21 protein-coding genes are annotated in these 18,710 nt (G+C 53.8%); 12 read left to right on the top strand and 9 right to left on the bottom strand.

What is annotated here, in order from left to right; genetic code table 11:
* Positions 1-1,005, bottom strand: coding sequence for a mechanosensitive ion channel family protein (locus JTP09_RS03895; RefSeq protein WP_239478688.1), 1,005 nt, complete (start codon positions 1,003-1,005; stop codon positions 1-3).
* 93 nt (positions 1,006-1,098) lie between these two features.
* On the opposite strand from JTP09_RS03895, the gene JTP09_RS03890 reads away from it, so the two are divergent.
* The 3 genes from JTP09_RS03890 to JTP09_RS03880 are packed head-to-tail and all read left to right on the top strand — an operon-like array spanning position 1,099 to position 3,944.
* Positions 1,099-1,566 (top strand): NUDIX hydrolase, encoded by a 468-nt coding sequence (locus JTP09_RS03890; RefSeq protein ID WP_204877122.1) that lies wholly within the window; start codon positions 1,099-1,101, stop codon positions 1,564-1,566.
* Positions 1,567-1,573: 7 nt separating this feature from the next.
* Entirely contained in the window at positions 1,574-2,713 is a 1,140-nt protein-coding gene (locus JTP09_RS03885) for an ABC transporter substrate-binding protein (RefSeq protein WP_204877121.1), read from the top strand.
* A gap of 10 nt (positions 2,714-2,723) precedes the next feature.
* A complete protein-coding gene (locus JTP09_RS03880) occupies positions 2,724-3,944 on the top strand; it encodes a pyridoxal phosphate-dependent aminotransferase (RefSeq protein WP_204877120.1) in 1,221 nt (406 codons plus the stop codon).
* A 105-nt stretch (positions 3,945-4,049) separates the two neighbouring features.
* On the opposite strand, the gene JTP09_RS03875 is transcribed toward JTP09_RS03880, so the two are convergent.
* Positions 4,050-4,301 (bottom strand): exodeoxyribonuclease VII small subunit, encoded by a 252-nt coding sequence (locus tag JTP09_RS03875; RefSeq protein WP_204877119.1) that lies wholly within the window; start codon positions 4,299-4,301, stop codon positions 4,050-4,052.
* Between the two features lie 57 nt (positions 4,302-4,358).
* The gene (xseA, locus tag JTP09_RS03870) at positions 4,359-5,648 is read right to left on the bottom strand and encodes an exodeoxyribonuclease VII large subunit (protein WP_204877118.1); all 1,290 of its coding nucleotides are present in this window, start codon (positions 5,646-5,648) and stop codon (positions 4,359-4,361) included.
* 168 nt (positions 5,649-5,816) lie between these two features.
* Here xseA and JTP09_RS03865 point away from each other — a divergent pair, with 168 nt between their 5' ends.
* Together JTP09_RS03865 and JTP09_RS03860 are read left to right on the top strand one after the other, a co-directional pair.
* Complete coding sequence (locus JTP09_RS03865) at positions 5,817-7,232, top strand: hypothetical protein (protein WP_204877117.1); 1,416 nt, start codon at positions 5,817-5,819, stop codon at positions 7,230-7,232.
* Between the two features lie 27 nt (positions 7,233-7,259).
* A complete protein-coding gene (locus JTP09_RS03860) occupies positions 7,260-8,351 on the top strand; it encodes a 4-hydroxy-3-methylbut-2-enyl diphosphate reductase (RefSeq protein WP_204877116.1) in 1,092 nt (363 codons plus the stop codon).
* 112 nt (positions 8,352-8,463) lie between these two features.
* Here the strand turns inward: JTP09_RS03860 and JTP09_RS03855 are convergent, their stop codons facing one another.
* Entirely contained in the window at positions 8,464-9,777 is a 1,314-nt protein-coding gene (locus JTP09_RS03855) for an amino acid permease (RefSeq protein ID WP_204877115.1), read from the bottom strand.
* 199 nt (positions 9,778-9,976) lie between these two features.
* Here JTP09_RS03855 and JTP09_RS03850 point away from each other — a divergent pair, with 199 nt between their 5' ends.
* Complete coding sequence (locus JTP09_RS03850; protein WP_204877114.1) at positions 9,977-10,360, top strand: multidrug efflux SMR transporter; 384 nt, start codon at positions 9,977-9,979, stop codon at positions 10,358-10,360.
* Between the two features lie 40 nt (positions 10,361-10,400).
* On the opposite strand, the gene JTP09_RS03845 is transcribed toward JTP09_RS03850, so the two are convergent.
* Genes JTP09_RS03845 through JTP09_RS03830 form a run of 4 tightly spaced genes read right to left on the bottom strand, consistent with a single transcriptional unit; the run spans position 10,401 to position 13,851 of the window.
* On the bottom strand, positions 10,401-11,006 hold the full coding sequence (locus tag JTP09_RS03845; RefSeq protein WP_204877113.1) for a response regulator transcription factor: 606 nt from the start codon (positions 11,004-11,006) through the stop codon (positions 10,401-10,403).
* Positions 11,003-12,127, bottom strand: coding sequence for a sensor histidine kinase (locus JTP09_RS10325; protein ID WP_204877112.1), 1,125 nt, complete (start codon positions 12,125-12,127; stop codon positions 11,003-11,005). Before JTP09_RS10325 ends, JTP09_RS03845 begins: the two co-directional genes overlap by 4 nt.
* A gap of 33 nt (positions 12,128-12,160) precedes the next feature.
* Positions 12,161-12,925: an ABC transporter permease gene (locus JTP09_RS03835; protein WP_204877111.1), complete on the bottom strand. Its 765-nt coding sequence runs from the start codon at positions 12,923-12,925 to the stop codon at positions 12,161-12,163.
* A gap of 26 nt (positions 12,926-12,951) precedes the next feature.
* Entirely contained in the window at positions 12,952-13,851 is a 900-nt protein-coding gene (locus JTP09_RS03830) for an ATP-binding cassette domain-containing protein (RefSeq protein ID WP_370592489.1), read from the bottom strand.
* Between the two features lie 240 nt (positions 13,852-14,091).
* On the opposite strand from JTP09_RS03830, the gene ychF reads away from it, so the two are divergent.
* The 5 genes from ychF (at position 14,092) to JTP09_RS03805 (ending at position 17,241) form a co-directional block, all read left to right on the top strand.
* Positions 14,092-15,177 (top strand): redox-regulated ATPase YchF, encoded by a 1,086-nt coding sequence (ychF, locus tag JTP09_RS03825; protein WP_204877109.1) that lies wholly within the window; start codon positions 14,092-14,094, stop codon positions 15,175-15,177.
* A gap of 133 nt (positions 15,178-15,310) precedes the next feature.
* A complete protein-coding gene (locus tag JTP09_RS10320) occupies positions 15,311-15,463 on the top strand; it encodes a DUF86 domain-containing protein (RefSeq protein ID WP_370592496.1) in 153 nt (50 codons plus the stop codon).
* Positions 15,464-15,680: 217 nt separating this feature from the next.
* Positions 15,681-16,160 (top strand): hypothetical protein, encoded by a 480-nt coding sequence (locus JTP09_RS03815; protein WP_204877107.1) that lies wholly within the window; start codon positions 15,681-15,683, stop codon positions 16,158-16,160.
* Positions 16,161-16,274: 114 nt separating this feature from the next.
* Entirely contained in the window at positions 16,275-16,775 is a 501-nt protein-coding gene (locus tag JTP09_RS03810) for a 2'-5' RNA ligase family protein (RefSeq protein ID WP_239478686.1), read from the top strand.
* A gap of 109 nt (positions 16,776-16,884) precedes the next feature.
* Complete coding sequence (locus JTP09_RS03805) at positions 16,885-17,241, top strand: zinc ribbon domain-containing protein YjdM (RefSeq protein ID WP_204877106.1); 357 nt, start codon at positions 16,885-16,887, stop codon at positions 17,239-17,241.
* A gap of 83 nt (positions 17,242-17,324) precedes the next feature.
* Here JTP09_RS03805 and JTP09_RS03800 read toward each other — a convergent pair whose 3' ends face one another.
* Complete coding sequence (locus JTP09_RS03800) at positions 17,325-17,666, bottom strand: DUF952 domain-containing protein (RefSeq protein WP_204877105.1); 342 nt, start codon at positions 17,664-17,666, stop codon at positions 17,325-17,327.
* Positions 17,667-17,748: 82 nt separating this feature from the next.
* On the opposite strand from JTP09_RS03800, the gene JTP09_RS03795 reads away from it, so the two are divergent.
* Entirely contained in the window at positions 17,749-18,684 is a 936-nt protein-coding gene (locus JTP09_RS03795; RefSeq protein WP_204877104.1) for a patatin family protein, read from the top strand.
* Positions 18,685-18,710 lie beyond the last annotated feature (26 nt).

Below are 18,710 nucleotides of genomic sequence, written 5' to 3'. Positions count from 1 at the left end.
CTAGGCTGTGGTGCCTGTGCCAGTGGAAGTCGGCGCTACAGCAGTCGGCGGGGTGCCATCTGCCGAACGCACCACCGACTGGTTGAGTAGGGGAATGCAGTAGCCAGCAGCGTCCAAGGCTTGCTTGAGCTCTAAACGCAGGACGCGCGCAACCGTCCACTGCTCGGAGGGAGCGGTTTTTACCGTCACTCGAACGATCATCGATTCTCCGCTGACCTTTTCAACGCCTCTGATCTCAGGCTTTCCCACAACGTGTTCGCTGATATCGCTGGATTCTACAGCTCGTTGGGCGGCGCTGAGTAGAACCTCATTAACCTTGCCGATATCAGCGTCGTAGGGAACAGGCATATCAATGTTGGTACGCGCCCAACCCTGGGATGAGTTTCCGACGCGCAGAATTTCGCCGTTTCGCACATGCCAGAGGGTGCCATTGATATCGCGTACCTGTGTGGTGCGAAGACCCACAGCCTCTACCTCGCCCGAGGCTTCGCCCAAATCGACCCAGTCGCCAATGCCTAACTGGTCTTCTGCGACGATGAAAATACCGGTGAGGTAATCCTTGACAAGCGATTGTGCGCCGAAGGAAAGAGCAACACCGACGACGCCGGCTGAGGCGAGAACGGGGGCGATATTGAAACCCAGTTCTGCGATAATCATGACGATTGCCATCGCCCAAATGGCAATGGAGGCTACTGATCGTAAGACTGAACCTACCGTTTTGGCGCGTTGGGCCTGGCGGGTATTCGAAATGCCGGTATCTTGCATCCAGCGTCCCACCCCGGTGCCACCGGAGATAATGCGTGCGTGCGTACCGCGAGCAATGGATGCTGTGATGTGCTTGATGACCAGGCGTACCAGGGCACTCACGAACAGCGCTACCACAATAATGAGCAGGATGCGCAGGGGTTTTCCCAGCCAGAAATCGAGACTGCTCAGATCGTCAATAATCGAATCCATGAAAGTAACAGGTTGCGCGTTCTGCGCAATGATAGTTTGAAAACTCATACTTCAAGCCTAGCTGACTGATGCACCTGAGGAGTCTTCATAAGGATGCATCATAAGGGATCAGCCTTTACTATGGAAAGTATGCCGCTTTCTATGGATACTCGCCCTTCAGCTTACGCAGTCATTATTGAGCAGGGAAAGATTCTTCTGACCCGCTGGGTGCCTGCCGACCGCAGAAACTCTCCTGCTTGGACGCTGCCCGGTGGAGGCATGGACCCCGGCGAGCAGCCCTACGACACCGTGGTGCGTGAGGTTTACGAAGAAACGGGCTATGAAGCAGCCCCCGAGGACCTCTTGGGCGTGGACGCGGGTTATTTTGACCCCAACGCCGGTTCGGAGAACGTTTTTTGTGCGCTGCGCATCGTTTACCGCGCACATATTGAGGGCGGCACTTTGCGGCACGAAATTGGTGGTTCATCTGATGAAGCTCGGTGGGTGCCTATTGCCGATCTTGACAAGATCCAGAAGGTACACCTGGTTGATGCTGCGGCAACCATGATGGGGTACGCCAACAGCACCGACTGGGCACGCCGTTTTCGCGAACGCCAGCTGAGCCGGTAGGTGCAGTGTGAAGAGTAGGTTTCTTGCCGGTACTTGTTCAGCTTTGGTCTTGCTCTTATCGGCGTGCGTCCCCACAAAGCCAGCTATTACGGTTGATCCAGAAGCTACGTCCTTTGGGACCATCACTATCTCAGCCGGTATTTCCCATGAAACAAAGATGGTCGCTCACCTCTATGCCTTTGCCCTCAAAGAGGCGGGGTACACGGTCGAAATTACCGACACCGGCAACACACGTGCCGAGTATTTAGAAGCTATGCAGGCGCGTCCTCTCACAGCCCAAGATGTAGCGGCGCCACCTATACTGGCAAGCCCCGAAGTCTCTGCGCGATCTACCGCCACCAACAACCCCCAGACCGTTGATATCACCCCCGACTACACGGGCAACTTACTCTTACACCTGACAGCCGAGGGCACCCTCAGCCCCACCGATATAGCTGCGGCAAAAGACCGTGCTACAAGAGTACCCACGGTTGAACCCAGTACCACCGCAAGCGCCTCAGCTAGCGCCACTGCGAGCCCAAGCTCCAGCGCGGTTGCTACTGAGCCGCCCCTGAACGTCCGAGGCATGTCTAGCAGCGACATCATCTCGGCCCTCGACAAAGCACTGCCCCTTGACACCTCTCTTCTCAACGCCGCCACCGCAGAAAACAAGGACGCTCTGGTGGTCACCCGCGCCACCGCTGAGAAGTACGGCATCAACTCCATCGCAGACATAGCCAAACACTGCCCCGACCTGACTCTGGGGGCACCCGCGACTTTTGAGCACAGAAGTCACGGGCTGGACGCGCTTAAGACGGTCTACGGGTGCGAGCCGAAAAAGTTTGTGGCGGTCAATAACCAGGGCGAGCTATCAGATCAACTAGCCAACGATACAGTGCAAATCGCTGATATTTTCACCAGCTCACCAGACATTGAAGACAACGCATTTGTGGTGCTAGAAGACAACGCCAACAATTTTATTGCCCAGCAAATTGTGCCAATGATACGCACTGACGAAGTGCCCCAGGGCGCTCGGGACGCCATCAACACTGTATCTGGCAGACTCACCACCCAGGATCTCGTCAGGCTCGGCAGACTTACCACCGGTGAGAACTCTATTACGCACCAAGAGGCGGCAATGTTCTGGTTTGACAGCCTGACGGAGTAATCTATATCGCATGGCAGTTTACAAGCAGTCCAAGAAGCTACAGAACGTTCTTTACGATATTCGCGGTCCCCTGCTCGAAGAAGCAGAACATATGGAGTCACGCGGGCATCGTATTCTCAAACTCAATATCGGTAACCCAGCCCCCTTCGGCTTTGAAGCGCCCGATGCCATCATGATGGACATCATTCAGCACCTACCCGAAACCCAGGGGTACTCAGATTCTCGTGGCCTGTATACAGCCCGCACCGCCATCGTGCAGTACTACCAGACCAAAGGTATCCTCACCATGGAGCCCAACGATGTCTACCTGGGCAACGGGGTATCAGAGCTGATCCCCATGACCTTGCAGGCTCTGCTCGATACAGGGGATGAGATTCTGGTGCCGATGCCGGATTACCCGCTGTGGACAGCCTCAACTGCTCTAGCCGGTGGTAAACCCGTCCACTACCGTTGCGACGAAGAAAACGGTTGGTTCCCAGATATCGAGGATATCGCCTCGAAAATTACCTCCCGCACCAAGGGCATCGTCATTATCAACCCGAATAACCCCACCGGTGCGGTCTATTCGAAGGAAATTCTAGAAAGCATCGTTGAGCTGGCGCGTGAGCACGGGCTAGTGGTATTCGCCGATGAAATCTATGAAAAAATTACCTACGAGGACGCGCAGATGATTCATACCGCATCCATCTGCGGTGATGACGTGCTGTGCCTGACTTTCTCGGGGCTTTCCAAAGCCTACCGCGTGTGTGGTTACCGTGCGGGCTGGGTTGCTATCACCGGCCCCAAGTGGCAGGCAACCGACTATCTTGAAGGTATTCAGCTGCTCGCATCCATGCGCCTGTGCGCCAACGTGCCCGGTCAGCACGCCATTCAGACTGCTTTGGGTGGCTACCAGTCGATTAATGAACTGATTTTGCCCGGTGGACGCCTGATTGAACAGCGCGATCTAGCCTACAAAATGCTCAGTGACATGGAAGGCATCACCGTTAACCAAGCAGAGGGCGCGCTCTACCTGTTCCCCAAGCTCGACGTTGATCACTTCAACATCACCTCAGATGAACAGTTCGCTCTAGACTTGTTGCACGAACAAAAAATTCTCATCAGCACAGGCACAGCCTTCAACTGGGATCAGCCAGATCATTTCAGACTGGTCTTCTTGCCCGATACTCAGACCCTGCACTCAGCCCTTGAACGTCTCGGAAACTTCTTGGCTGAGTACAAGCAAAACTAGCCCGCGCGCCGGTGCCTGCTTAACCCATATAAAAATCCCACGCTAGTGTATGTACAGCGTGGGATTTTTATAACAGATTTTTAGACGACGCTGCTGCGAGCGGTGCTAGGAGTTGTTGTGCTCTTGCTGATTATTCTGAGCTGCCTGCAACCGCGCCTGAGCACCATCTAGCCATGCTTCACAACGAGCCGCCAGCGCCTCACCGCGTTCCCAGAGAGCGATAGAATCCTCCAACGAAGACGCCCCAGATTCCATACGCTGCACCACCTGCATGAGTTCTGCACGCGCCTGCTCGTATGACAGCTGCTCTACCGGAGCGCCGCCGGTTGAATCATTAAAAGTAATATTTTCGCTCATTATTATGCCTTTCATAGCCATTTAGTTTTACTCAGTCAGGGGCAGCGACCCCTGTACCTAAATATTCGATTCAAAGGTCTCAGTAACAGTTGCCTTCGCTAAACCCTGAGCTGCTCGCACCATTACCTCGGTACCCTCAGGCAGATTCCGCGCGTCTCGCACCAACTCACCCGAAACGGTTTGCACCACGGCATAACCTCGCTCCAAAGTGCGCTGGGGCGAGAGAGCCGTGACACGCGCTCGCAGCTGGCGAATATTTTCATGGTGGCGTACCACTGAAGAACGTGCCGCTGTCAGAGCGCGCGAGCGTAGACGTTCCAGGTCTTCTTCACACGCCAACAAACTGGTGCGAGGAGCCAACAGAACCGGGCGGGATTTAACCTGGGCAATACTGGCACGTTCATTGCCGATAAAATTCTGAACTGAACGTTCAACAAAGGCACGCGCCTGGGTGATACGCGCTTTTTCTTCTGCAACATCGGGTACCACCCGCTTGCCTGCATCGGTGGGGGTGGACGCGCGCACGTCGGCTACATGGTCAATGAGGGGGCTATCAGCCTCGTGCCCGATAGCTGACACCACAGGGGTGCGAGCAACAAAAAGGGCACGAACCATTGCCTCTTCGCTAAAAGGCAGTAAATCTTCTAGAGAACCGCCGCCGCGGGCAATAACGATAACATCAACCTCTGGGTGCGCATCGAGTTCGCTGAGAGCCTGGGTCACCTCTCTCAGCGCGTGAACTCCCTGAACCGCTACCTCTCTGACCTCGAAAGCAACTGCTGGCCAACGCAGAGAAGCGTTACGAATAACGTCTTTCATCGCATCAGAATCACGACCGGTAATAAGACCGATACGATGCGGCAATAGTGGCAGAGGTTTTTTGTGCCGCTGGTCAAAAAGCCCCTCGGCAGCTAAAGACTGCTTGAGCTTTTCAATGCGTTCCAGCATTGAACCGGTGCCCACCGTCCGCAAATTGCGGCCGTGCATGGAAAGCCTGCCTGTTTTCACCCAGTAATCAGGTTTGAGTTGAATGATGACGCGCTGACCGCGTTCTAATGTACCCTGAATTTTCGCGGTTTCTTGATCGAAGAGAGTAACCGAGACTGATATCTCCTCATCTATATCGCGCAAGGTCAGGTAGGTGACGCGGGCGCGCTTGTTCAGCTCAATAATCTGGCCCTCAACCCAGGTAGGAGATGCTTTCGCCACGTGCTCGTGAAGTTTTGTCGAAAGCAATTTGAGGGGCCAAGGATTCTCCGGCGACGTAGACCCAGCAGTGGGAGCTAACTGCCGGTGAGCGTTAGGCACCTGCACCTGATATGGTGATGGTTCAAAAGAAGAAGTCATACCTATAGCCTAACCAGTCAGACTGACATTTTAGCCTGCTCACAAAACTAAACGTACAAAAAATAAAAAGTGATGTGTTGCAGAGCATCTAGCAAGTTTTCAGTAACTACCAGTAGATTAGGTGGCATGGCACAGCAGAAAAAACACCCCCCTCTTGAAGCGACACAGGTGCTTCCACCTGGTGATTACTCGCATTTCACTACAGAGGCGCCGGCAGCAAATACCGACGCGACCCTGCCCATGCCGGTACACCGAGATGCACCTGATGTTCGTGCATCTGAGAAGACAAGTGCGGAACAGGTAGCCTTTTCTGCTGAAGAAACAGTGCCTTTTACCGCCGAGAGCACCCAACCGTTAGCGGCGCATCGGGTAGTAGAGCCTCAGACTTCTCCCGCGCGTCCTAAAGTCAGCAAACTTGAAAACCTTGAAGCCTACGGCGATGGTAACTGGGGTAACCCCAGCGTTCAGGCACCCCCGCTGCCAGTCAGCTACCAAATAGCCAGCCAGCCATCAGCTCAGCCTACGGCAGCATACAGGGCACCGCAGAAAGTACCTGTCTACGCACCACCCGCCCAGCCGGCAGTATCGGGGTACGCCTCACCGGCATATTCGCCGCCCACTTATGCGCAGCCTCAGGTATCACCGGTGCGCGTACCCGCCCGTAAACCTCGCTTTTCAGCCCTGCGTAGACTACTGTGCGTTTTGCTCGTGCCCGTATTCTTAGCCTTGGGATCTGCAAGTGCCCTTGCCTACTGGGTTCAAAGCACCATCATTAACCCCGCGAGCTTTAAGGCGCTAAGCGCGTCGATGGCATACGACACCGAATTCCAAGGCAATCTTGCCCGCGCTGCTGCTGATGACTTCATGAACTCATCCAGTGCCACAGCAATCTTGGGAGACGGCAATTCAACTGCCTGGTACGGGGGCGCTCAAAACTGGTTGCACAATCAAGTCAATACCGTTGTACACGATTCTGCCCAAGCGATGGTGAACCACGATTCTTACCCGAAAGTATGGGAGACCGTTATGGCTGATACCCATGCTTACCTGTTCAACGGTGAACGCAAAGCCGCTGCTATAGACCTCAACTACTTCTACGATCAGCTGGATGCGTTTGTGGGCAAACCGCTGGGGTTTGACCTCAATGCGGACGCGGATCAGCGCCTCATCTTGCTCGATGGTGCTGAGGGCGGGTACCCCATCAATGGTTTCGTGCAAAGTCTCATGAATTTTGCTGATAGCTGGCAGATTCTTACTGCGCTGACCATTGCCGTGGGCGCGTTTATGTTCGCTCTGTGGCCCGGCCGCCGACTGCTATTTGCCGCAATAGTTGGTTTCTTGGGTGCTGGCATGCTGACGCTAGGGGGAGCACTTGCACACAGTTCTGCTTTCGGTACTGACGCTTTCAATATTCCCACCAGCACCGGTCAGACCTTCGTGCAGCAGCTGATTTCAACGTTCACCTACTCCTTGGCGTCTTTCAACAATTCCCTAGCCGGTACTGTTGCTCTGGTCTCGGCGGGTCTGCTGGTGCTAGCTGTGGTAGTAGCTGCCGTCAGGGGCATCACAAGGCGTACCGCATAGGCGTCAAGAACCTTTAGAATGGAGATTATGTCTGCACCTGTAGAAAACACCTCGATTTCCCTGGGACTGCCCCGCGTTCCCAAAGTTCGCCGTACCCGCGAAGATGTTGAAGCCGCTGCGCCTGTGAACGGAGCCAAAAAGGTTCTGTTGGCAGCCCCTCGCGGCTACTGCGCTGGCGTCGACCGCGCTGTCATCGCTGTTGAAAAGGCTCTGGAGCATTATGGCGCCCCCGTATACGTGCGCAAGCAGATTGTGCATAACCGTCACGTGGTAGAAACCCTTGAAGCGCAGGGCGCTATTTTCGTGGACGAGGTGGAGGAAGTTCCTGAGGGTTCTGTCACCGTTTTCTCTGCTCACGGTGTATCACCCGCTGTGGTGAACGCCGCTGAGGAACGGCAGCTGAACACGATTGATGCCACCTGCCCGCTGGTGAATAAGGTTCACCGTGAGGCTGTGCGCTTTGCCAAGCAGGACTATGACATTTTGTTGATTGGTCATACCGGTCACGAAGAAGTTGAGGGCACCGCGGGCGAGGCACCTGAACACATTCAGATTGTGAACTCCCCTGATGAGGTAGAGCGGGTAACTGTACGCGATCCTGAAAAGGTGGTGTGGCTTTCGCAGACCACTCTCTCGGTGGACGAAACCTTAGAGACCGTGGGTCGGTTGAAGGAGAAGTTCCCGTCGCTGCAGAACCCGCCGTCCGATGATATTTGCTATGCGACCTCTAACCGCCAGGGCGCTATCAAGGAGATCGCTCCCCAGGCTGATTTGGTAATTGTAGTGGGTTCCACTAACTCCTCGAACTCGGTGCGTCTAAAAGAAGTTGCCCTTGAATACGGTGCCAAGCAGGCATACTTGGTGGACTTCGCTCACGAAGTTGATGAAGCCTGGTTTGAGGGGGGTGCCACTGTTGGTGTAACCTCTGGCGCGTCCGTGCCCGAGGTGCTGGTGCAAGATGTGCTGAACTTGCTCTCAGACTACGGTTACTCTGATGTAGAACCGGTAGAGACCGCTACCGAGGACATCCTCTTCTCCCTGCCCAAAGAACTGCGCTCAGCGCTCAAGGGCACTGCCGAAAACCACTTAGGTGGACGCGGCGCGAAGCCCATGCGCTAAAGCTCGCTCACCAGTTACACCTATAAAACTGCCGCCCTCTATGACTTAGAGGGCGGCAGTTTTATATGCGGTTGGTCTTACCTACAAACGGCGTGCAGTCAGTATCTGCGGTTTAGAACAGATCACCGAGCTTGTACACAATAGCGCTGAAAGCAGCCAGACCAGCGATTACCACAAAGACATTGGTGAGCTTGCCACGGTAGGGGGCAAGAACCTCAACTTTGTGAATAGCGTACATCGGCATCAAGAACAGCACCACAGCCATGATGGGGCCCACCAGGGTCTCGATCAGACCTAAGATGCTGGGGTTGAGAATAGCTGCAATCCACACGCAGAAGAACAGCACCACCGAAACAGCGAGGCTGACCTTGTTCTTAGAAATACCCTTTTCTTCGGTCTTGAAGTTGGAACGAATGATGCCCATGGCACCCTCGTGTGCGCCCAGCCAGTGACCGAAATAGGACGATGAAATCGCGGTAATCGCAACAATCGGTCCCAGAATTTCGATGAAGGGAGCGTCCAACTCATTAGCCAAGAAAGAAAGAATTGGAAGGTTCGACTCGCGAGCTTCTTGCACGCCCTCGCTGCCCAGCGCCAAAACGCAGGACCACACGAAAATCATAGTGAATACTACGAGAATGGTAGAGGTAGCTCGCAGGATCTGGCTTGCTTTTGCTGCTGATTGCAGACCGTAGCGTTCGCGCATTGACACGGAGAACTGCGAAATAGCCGGTGCATGGTAGAAGCTAAAAACCAATACGGGGAGCATCAGCCAGAAGGTCAGCGTGAAGTCGCCGAGACTGGGAGCCTGCGAGAAGCTGTCAAAAGACCAGCGCGGAATCAGGTAAACAGAAACAGCCAGCAGAATCAGAATCAGTGGGTAGACCAGGGCGTTGGTGATGGTCAGCATGATTTTCTGGTTCATCAGCATGACGCCGGTGAGAACTGCAACCAGGATGCCCGAGAGCAACCAGCGGGGCCAGGGGTCCATGCCCAGCTGGTTCACCATGACTGAATTAACGGTGTTGGTGATACCTACGCCGTAAATCAGAAGAACGGGAAAAATGGAGCAGAAGTACAGAACTGTGAAAATGCGTCCAATGCTGACGCCAAAGTACTGCTCGGTGAGGTTGGTGATGTCGCTATCTGGGTTCTGCGAGGCGCACACCATGCGAGAGAGCGCACGGTGCGAGAAGTAAATCATGGGCCAAATAACGATGGTTGCCAAAAGGAGCGGCCAGACGCCACCGGAGCCAGCGTTGATGGGCAGAAATAGGATGCCTGCGCCAATAGCGGTACCGAAGAGGCTAATAGTCCAGGTACTGTCGCTTGCGTTCCACTTGGGTTTAGCGGGAGCATTCGGGTTCATCTCAATGGCTGCGGTTGAGGTATCTGAATACTCGTGGGGTGTTTGTGATGAGCTCATCAGAGTCCTTTTTATTTAATAGTGGGTGTATAGTGGGGGATCTTCCCCAGCTCACTATCTCTGAGACTAGCGCAGAATGAATGTAAGCCCAAACACTGCTAAGTGTGTCTTATGATGTTGGAGTTCAGACTGAGAGTAAAGATGACGATAATGGGTACAGTACGAGTGAAATTGCTATGTGAGCTGGGAGGATAACGCTGTGCCCTATCTATTTTTGATACTGGCAATTGCTGCTGAGTTGTTGGCGACCTCGCTACTAAAAACGACGGAGGGGTTCACTCGACTTCTACCCACGCTGGGATGTCTAGCCCTCTACGGGTTTTCTTTTTTCGCTCTGGCGAACGTTGTGAAAGACATTCCGGTGGGTGTCGCCTATGCGATGTGGAGTGGGCTGGGCACCGCCGCGATTGTGGCTATTGGTGCTGTTTTCTTGGGTGAGCCGGTCACGGTGGTGAAAGTTGTGGGCGTGTCGCTGATTATCGCCGGGGTTGTCATACTCAACGTGGGCGGTAGCACCCACCAAGCTGCTGGCCCTGCGACAGGCATCCTGGAAATCGTTGGCACCCCACCACCAACCCACTAATCAAAAAGGCTGGCTGGGGTAACTTGTCACGGGGCGCTACCTACAACCAGCCGTTTGCTTCTGCCTTGCGCGCGGCATCGAAACGGTTTTCTGCGCCCACCTTTGCGATGGCGTTCGAGAGATGGTTGCGTACCGTTCCTTGGCTGAGATGTAGCTGCCGGGCAATGCTCGCCACAGATGCACCGTCCTGAGCTGCTATCAGTACATCGCTCTCACGGTCGGTGAGTGGGCAAGCTCCTACCGAGAAACTTTCGGCAACCAGCGCAGGATCAACTACTCTCAACCCTGCATAAACCTTACGAATGGTCTCAGCTAGCTGGGCGGCGGGAGTGTCTTTGACAATGAAGCCTGAAGCACCGGCTTCTAGTGCGCGGGAGAGATAACCCGGTCTACCGAAAGTCGTCACTATGAGGGAGCGGGTAGCTACCTTGCATTCAGTAAGTTGCGCGGCGATCTCAATGCCGGTCATTCCCGGCATTTCTATATCGAGGAGGATGACGTCCGGCTGAGTTTCCTGCACAAGATTCAGCACTTCATCGCCGCGTCCGCAGGTTCCTACAAGCTCAATATCTGGTTGTAAGGAGAGCAGCGTACCCAGAGCTTCACGGATTAGCTGCTGGTCATCGGCTATCAGAATTTTAATCATGGCTTGCTTTCTGTGGTGGGCGCTGACGGAATATCTGGGGTATCTTGCCCGTTCATTGTCACCAGCAGGCTGGTGTTCGGGTGGTGGGTGAGAATGAGGTCGCCGCCTGCTTCAGTCACCCGATTTTTGAGCCCGGTAAGTCCCTCGCCCATCACAAATTCACCGGTTGCACCGTCATCTATTATTTCAAGGCGTTCGGCGGTGAGATTAACCCAGCAGTTCTGTGCCGATGAGTGCCGGACGATGTTCGTAATCGCTTCTCGTAAAACCCAGCTAAAGAGGGCAGCATTGTTTCCTGCCTTTGTGGCGTCTGCTGGTTGAGGGAGGTGGGCGGTAATTTGGGCTGTTTCGAGTGCCCGGTATGCGGCTTCGATCTCGCCGGCGAAGTCGGGGCGTTTGAGTCGGGTGACGGTTGCTCGGACCTCTGCCAGCGCGGTGCGCGACAGCTCAGCGACCTGCCGCATTTCCTGGCTTGCTTTCTCTGGCTGGGTTTCAGCGAGCGCCGATGCCAACTCGGCTTTGAGGCTGATGACTGTCAGCGTGTGCCCGAGAATATCGTGGACGTCGCGGGCGATGCTCTCAGCCTGTTGTGCTTGGGCAAGTTCCTCTTCTTTGCGCTGATGCTGGTCTGACAAGTAGCTGAGTATCGCCATGAACACCACAAACCCGGAGCCGGCAATAAAACCAAAGCCACCTGCTTCAAATATCTGTGGGAAGAATACCAAGAGAGTGATGAAAGAGAGGACGGTGATAGAAATTCCAACGCGAATACCCAGTAGCTGGGGTTCATGAAAGCACCATAGAGCCACAAAGTAGGTTGTACCGTAGAGAACCCAGGGCCCTAGAAAGAAGGTCAGACCTCCTAAGGGAAGAAGCAGAAGCAGGCTCCAGTAGAGGGTTTTCTTGACAGGGTTGGGTGCTGTCAGAAGACGGTAGGCGCCGAAAGACAGAAGATAGGTCAAAGAAAAGATTAGGAAACAAAGGAGTCCTAGCCCCTTAGATAGGGGGCTGAAAGAATCGTTCTGCATCAGGTAAAGGATAGGGTAGACCTGAAACACCAGCCAGATTCCCGAGAAACCTGTGGCTACCTTATCGAATTCTTTGAGCGCTGAGAAATTCACTGTTTTATTCTCCTATCGATATCTAGCCTAGCCTTAGCGGCTGCGGGCACGGTGACGCAACAACCAGGCGCTAAGAACAAAGACAACACTCCAGCAGAGGAAATTGAGGACGGCGTATTCCAGCGGTTCTGTAACAAACCAATTGACTGCATCCGTGGTCACGGTATCGCCACCCGTGAAGAAGTAGCGCGATAACTGAGTGACGCCGTAGAGGGGCGTAAAACGGGCAAATTCTAGGAGGCTGGGGGAAAGCGGGCTGAAGGTCGTGCCGAAAAAGCTAAAGAACACGAGCAAGCCTGCTGCCACCGAAATGGCACTGGGATTTTTGAAGATACGGGCAAAAGCGACCCCGTAGAACACAAAGATAGAGGACGCTAAGAAGGTTACTAGCGCGCACAGTATCTGCTGTTCAAGCGGTATCTCTGCCTTGGTGAATCGTGCAATGATGTTTACACACAGCACTGGAAGTGCAGTTGTAACTAGAGCCCGAGCCACCTGAGCGAGCAACACTTGCTTGCTGGTTAGGGGTGTTAGCGCAAGCTGCCTGCCCCAGCCCGACTCAATCTCAACTACCGATGATGCAGAAGCAGAGACAGCGCCCGAAACAGCACCGTAAACAGCCATACCAATCATCACATAAGCTGCGGCGTTACCCTCACGAAAAGCATACTCACCGTAGGTCTGCATACCACCAAAGAGCAGGTAGAAACCTACCGGCATGATGATGAGATAGAAAACGCCAGAAATATTGAAGAGCGACTGTTTGAGATCAAAGCCGATGAAACGAAGAAGGCACATGGGAAAAACTTTCAGGGGGGGGGAGGTTACTTAGAAGGGTTGCCTGTCAGCTTGGTGAAAACATCAGCCAAGCTGGGCTGAATCACCTCAAGATTGCTGATAGATTGCCGGGGCAGTAGGTAGGTAAGAAATTCTTCAACGAGAGTGCAACGCAGAGTGTACCGCCCATCAGCGCATCTCAGGTGAGAAATACCCCAATCATGAGTGTGCTGCTGGGTCAGTTCCAGGGGAGCGGTGTCGTCCAGATTAAAAGAAACCTCACGAAAACCTGCCCGTGCCCGCAGATCCTCTAACCTTCCATCGGCAACGAGCTGACCATCTGCGAGCACAAGAGCCCTGTCTGCAAAATCTTCAGCCTCTTCTAAATAGTGGGTTGCAAAAATGATGGTCTTACCGGTTGCGGCCTGCGCTCGCATAGAAGACCAAAAGGACGCGCGGGCATTGACGTCCATACCGGTGGTTGGCTCATCTAAGATCAGTAGGTCTGGGTTGCCCAGAAGCGCAAGAGCAAAACGAATTTTCTGTTGCTGGCCGCCTGAGCACTTGCCGATTTTTCGGCGGGCGATATCTGCGATACCGGCTGTTTCTAACACCGCTTGTACATCGGGTGCGTGGGGGTAAGTGGCGGCGACCATCGCAACCTGGTCTTTGACCGAGAGGTCTTTGAGCAACCCACCCGATTGCAAGACTGCCGTCACCTGCGAGTTCTGGATGGCGGCACGCGGGGCAGTACCGAAAACGGTCACTGATCCGGAGGCAGGGGAGGCTAGCCCCAGTAGCATGTCAATGAGAGTAGATTTGCCCGCACCGTTTTCTCCGAGCAGGGCAACAATCTCGCCGGGGGCAATACTAAAGCTGACATCTCTGACGGCATCGACTGTGCCGCTACGGCTGTGAAAGCTCTGGGACAGGTGAGAGGTGCTCACCGCTGCGTACCTGGTTACTGTGTTCATGGTTCTAGTCTGCCGGCTACTGGCAGGGGCTAAGAATGTCAAAAGTCATGACTTGCCCCTGACAATTGTCATAGGTTCCACCGGTCGCACGAGCTGGTTACTGCCAAAGTACAAGCAAACTCACCTGTGCGGTGGCGGCTGAAAGAAGCGTGCCGCGCGTCCCGCCTAGTAAACTAGGTGCTAAGAACACCCTAAAACAAAGGTTATTTTTCCGTGGCTCTCACTATTGGTATTGTCGGTCTGCCCAACGTTGGCAAGTCCACCCTCTTTAACGCACTGACCAAAAACAACATTCTGGCAGCGAACTACCCCTTCGCAACCATCGAACCGAACATCGGTGTGGTGAGCCTGCCCGATGAGCGTCTGGCTCGTTTGGCTGAGATTTTTGGGTCGGAGCGTATTCTGCCGGCTACCGTCTCCTTCGTTGATATTGCGGGTATCGTTCGCGGTGCATCAGAGGGCGAAGGCTTGGGTAACCAGTTCTTGGCAAATATCCGCGAGGCGCACGCTATCGCGCAGGTGGTGCGTGCTTTTGATGACCCCGATGTGATTCACGTGGACGGCAAGGTTGACCCTGCCTCAGATATGGAAACCATTAACACTGAGCTGGTACTGGCTGATTTGCAGACTCTTGAGAACGCTATTCCGCGTCTTGAGAAGGCTGTGAAGATTAAGAAGGGCGACCCTGCTCAGCTTGAGGAGTACCAGAAGGCTCAGAAGATCTTGGAAGGGGGCGATACCCTGACTTCCAAGCAGGACGAGGCTAAGCTCGACTTTGCTCTGTTGCGTGAGCTGAACCTGCTGACTACCAAGCCTTTCATCTATGTTTTCAACTCGGACGAGGGCGTGCTGGCTTCTGAGGAGAAGCAGCAGGAGCTGCGCGATATGGTTGCCCCGGCTGAGGCTGTTTTCTTGGACGCGAAGTTGGAGGCTGACATGGTGGAGCTTTCTGATGAGGAGGCTCGCGAGATGCTGGAAATGAACGGTCAGGACGAATCCGGTTTGGATCAGCTGGCTCGCGTTGGTTTCTCAACTCTTGGTTTGCAGACCTACCTGACCGCTGGTCCTAAGGAAACCCGCGCTTGGACTATCGCTAAGGGCGACACCGCGCCTCAGGCTGCCGGTGTGATTCACACTGACTTTGAGCGCGGCTTCATTAAGGCTGAGGTTGTTTCTTTCGCTGATCTGGACGCTGCCGGTTCTATGGCTGAAGCCAAGGCTAAGGGCAAGGTGCGTATCGAAGGCAAGGACTACATCATGGCTGATGGCGACGTGGTGGAGTTCCGCTTCAACGTCTAACCCGCAACGGTCTGAAGTTTAGGCGGTCGGCTACTGCCAGTAGGGGAGCGGTCGACCGCCTTTTTGCGTCCTCTGGGGCAGTAATCTCGGCTCTTACTTTTGGGTGACCTTGGCGATAGACTGATTTCATGCTATCAACGGTCATAATATTCAAGGTTTTAGGAATATCTTGGTTTATGAGTATGTTGGGATTGACAGTGAAGTTGTGCGTGATGTGATTGAAAATCATCTACCTCAGCTACAGGAAGCCTTAAAGGATTACCTGAGTACAGGCCCCCAATATTAGCGAGAATTAGTGGAATGTCGCTCTAATGTTTAAGGTTTTCTCCACGGTATCGGGGCGGCTCTAGGTCCGAGAAAACTAGCCATCACCCCACCGCTCTGACCGCGCACCTAAATACTCAGCGTCCTGATAAATTTTTAAGATTCGGTGTGTTGTGCGCCTCCCCTTAGGTGGGTTTGGCATAATGAGTGAACACTATTCACCTATACAGATGAGGTACATGATGAAAACTCGCATCGCATTCATTGCTGGCGCTGGCCTTGGTTACGTGCTGGGCACACGCGCAGGTCGTTCACGCTACGAGGAAATCAAGAATCAGGCATCCGCCGTGTGGAACGACCCCAAGGTTCAGGACGGTCTCAAGACCGCGCAGGAGACTATCGCTGAGAAGGCGCCCATCGTAGCCGAAAAAGCGAAGGAAGCTGCCGCTACTGCAGCTGAGGCAACCAAGGCTAAGGCTGAAGAGGTTAAAGAAAACCGCGAAGAAGCTAAAGCTGAAAAAGTTGCTGAAAAAGAATCTGCGAAAATTGAAAAGAAGGTAGACAAAGAAATCACTGAGACAGAAAAAGAAGCCGACAAGATTCGTAAAGAAAACGAAAAAGCTAAGAAGAAGGCTGAAAAGATCGCTGACGAGGCACCTGAGGACGTCATCTCAGACCCCGCAACCGCAATCGAAGATGAAGGTCCCATTAACAACTAAGGTCACCTTTTGAGCTTTTGCCTTAAACAGCAAAACCGTAGCGCCGAACAGATGAAGCGCTACGGTTTTTCTTTACCCCGTAGACGCCTATAGGATTTTGGTAGGGTACTACTGATGACTTCACCCGAGAATATTCTTTTGCGACTGAGTCCGCGCGATGAGGCTTATGTTTACGGTCTTTTTGATGAGTTGGAACAGAGGGGCTTTCCTCGACAACACCAGACGCCTCATATTTCATTGACATTCGCTCCTACCCTAGAACCGCGTGTGGTGGAGCTGGCTCAGCAACTTTTGCCGCCGGTGATTCCCGCTGAGATGCGCAGGGTAGGTTTCGTGACCTTCGGTATTAAGCGTAAACAGACAGTTGCCTGGTTATTGGAGGCTCCCACTGAGCTTGAGGACGTGGCGCAGCAGCTCAGTTCTGCCAATCCCGAGGGGCGGGGCAGGCGTTGGGTTCCTCACCTGACCATGGGTTTGCGGCTACCGCGGGAGGTCGTACCTGATTATATTCGCGCCCTCGACGAATTGACTTCACCCCACGTTAAAAGTCTCACCGCCGAGCGAGCGGTCTACTGGCGTCCTGCTGTTCAGCTGGCGCAGGTACTTACTCCCTAAGGGTGTCTTTCCTCAAAAGCTCACTGCACACGGTTTCAGGTGGGCGGTTGTTTGCACACCCGGTAGAATGGGGAGAGCCTCTACACACAGATGAGATAGGAAGAAAGCTATGGCTGATACTTTGCCCGCTTGCCCCGAATGTTCAGAAGATTTCACCTACGAGAACGGCGATCTGCTGGTGTGCCCTATGTGCGGCCACGAGTGGAATGCTGATGCTGCAGAAGATTCAGTGGATGCATCCACCAGTGTAGTTAAGGACGCGGTGGGTAATGAGCTTGTTGATGGCGACACCGTAACCATCGCTAAGGGTCTGAAGGTTAAGGGCGGTGCTGATATCAAGGCTGGCACTAAGGTGCGCGGTATTCGCCTGCTGGAATCTCCTGTGAACGGTCACGATATTGAGGCTAAAGTACCCGGTGCCGGGCAGATGTACCTCAAGTCATCAGTTGTAAAAAAGGTCAGCTAACTTGCTGCGATATAGCTAAAGAGCACCATGTACAAGGGTCGGTAGAGAAATCTACTGGCCCTTGTACGTGGGTTGGAGAAAGATTAGTTGATAGGCAACCCTGAAGAGTAGATTTTGAGAACTCCAATGGGCAGTGGACCACCGTAGATATGCGGGAACAGTTCTTCTTCCCCGTCGTCCGGAGTGCCGGGTTCGAAGCGCACGGTGAGCTGGTGATCTTCAAGAGAGCTATCGTCGATGGCGAGAATGATGATGTCATCACGGTCGCTGTAGTGGGCACTCCAGACGGTACGCACCTGCTCAATGGAGGCGCACGCATGAACAAAGCCATCGGCGGTCAGTGGTGTATTGCGCGTTGAGAGGGCGTACTCACCGTCGTGTTGGGCAGCTGCGTAGTCTTCGGGAAGGGCAATATGAAAGAGCATATTTTCAGTGTAGCCCGGTTGCGCTGTTCTTACTGTGAAACAAAAACTGTTGCGAGTGCATGCCGCGGGTAAAGTGGGGCGTATGCACCCTACTCTTGAACTGATGAATGCCCGCAAGCGCAGTGGCTCTTTACCTCTGAACCGTGATGATGATTCCCGGCTTGTCCTAGTATTGGAGGGCGGCAGTTCCCGCGCTGCTTACGGCGGGGGAATGGTGGGGGTGCTCGAAGAATTAGGTTACCTCAATGTCTTTGACGCTGTGTACGGTACAAGCGCCGGTGCTTTGAACGCCGCCTGGTTTTTGTGTGAGCGTGCCAACGCCAATATGCACGGTTGGTGGGATCCTGAGTCGATGAAAGCTGCCATTAAAATCAGTAACTTTTTCAGGGGCAAACCCGTGGTTGATGGGGATTTACTCATCGATCATGTGTACGTGAACGTCACCGAAATGGGCTTTGAAGAGGTGCTCTCTTCGCCCATTGAGTACCACCCTATAGCTACGGATGCTGATACCGGCGAGAACACAGATTTAGCGTCGCTGATCCAAGACCTCAATTCTCTTAAGCGCGCCATGAAATCAACCGCGCGCATCCCGCTACTTTCAGGTCTACCTGTTGAGCTTGCAGAGCGACGTTTTATCGACGGCGGTATGACCGAGAATGTACCTATTGAGACCGCTTTGGCGCAGGGCGCTACGCACGTGCTGGTGATTCGCACTAAAGCACCCAGCACCGAGCTGGCAACCACTAACAAATATACCCAGGCAGTTATTGCTAGGTGGCTAGCTAAACACGCACCGGGGGCTGTTTCTGCGTGGGAGGCACGCAACCGCCGCAAACAAGAACTTGAGGTTCTGCTGCAAAAAGAGTCTGCGCGCGTGCTGCAGGTCGCCCCGCCGCATGATGCACCGAGTATTTCGATGACCGACTCAAACCCGGCAATCCTTAAACAAGCGGTAAATATTGGTAAGGATGCGATGCGCCGGGCACTACACGAGGGCACGATACATCTGAAATAAGCCCTTATATTTACTGTGCTAACGTA

Source organism: Rothia sp. ZJ1223, assembly GCF_016900985.1.
GTDB lineage: Bacteria > Actinomycetota > Actinomycetes > Actinomycetales > Micrococcaceae > Rothia.
This window is presented reverse-complemented; position numbering and strand designations above follow the sequence as displayed.

Excerpts from the sequence above, each read along its gene's own strand:
- JTP09_RS03895 (WP_239478688.1), bottom strand. The coding sequence starts at position 1,005 with ATGAGTTTTCAAACTATCATTGCGCAGAACGCGCAACCTGTTACTTTC.
- JTP09_RS03890 (WP_204877122.1), top strand. The coding sequence starts at position 1,099 with ATGGATACTCGCCCTTCAGCTTACGCAGTCATTATTGAGCAGGGAAAG.
- JTP09_RS03880 (WP_204877120.1), top strand. The coding sequence starts at position 2,724 with ATGGCAGTTTACAAGCAGTCCAAGAAGCTACAGAACGTTCTTTACGAT.
- JTP09_RS03875 (WP_204877119.1), bottom strand. The coding sequence starts at position 4,301 with ATGAGCGAAAATATTACTTTTAATGATTCAACCGGCGGCGCTCCGGTA.
- xseA (WP_204877118.1), bottom strand. The coding sequence starts at position 5,648 with ATGACTTCTTCTTTTGAACCATCACCATATCAGGTGCAGGTGCCTAAC.
- JTP09_RS03860 (WP_204877116.1), top strand. The coding sequence starts at position 7,260 with ATGTCTGCACCTGTAGAAAACACCTCGATTTCCCTGGGACTGCCCCGC.
- JTP09_RS03855 (WP_204877115.1), bottom strand. The coding sequence starts at position 9,777 with ATGAGCTCATCACAAACACCCCACGAGTATTCAGATACCTCAACCGCA.
- JTP09_RS03845 (WP_204877113.1), bottom strand. The coding sequence starts at position 11,006 with ATGATTAAAATTCTGATAGCCGATGACCAGCAGCTAATCCGTGAAGCT.
- JTP09_RS03835 (WP_204877111.1), bottom strand. The coding sequence starts at position 12,925 with ATGTGCCTTCTTCGTTTCATCGGCTTTGATCTCAAACAGTCGCTCTTC.
- JTP09_RS03815 (WP_204877107.1), top strand. The coding sequence starts at position 15,681 with ATGATGAAAACTCGCATCGCATTCATTGCTGGCGCTGGCCTTGGTTAC.
- JTP09_RS03810 (WP_239478686.1), top strand. The coding sequence starts at position 16,275 with ATGACTTCACCCGAGAATATTCTTTTGCGACTGAGTCCGCGCGATGAG.
- JTP09_RS03805 (WP_204877106.1), top strand. The coding sequence starts at position 16,885 with ATGGCTGATACTTTGCCCGCTTGCCCCGAATGTTCAGAAGATTTCACC.
- JTP09_RS03800 (WP_204877105.1), bottom strand. The coding sequence starts at position 17,666 with ATGCTCTTTCATATTGCCCTTCCCGAAGACTACGCAGCTGCCCAACAC.
- JTP09_RS03795 (WP_204877104.1), top strand. The coding sequence starts at position 17,749 with ATGCACCCTACTCTTGAACTGATGAATGCCCGCAAGCGCAGTGGCTCT.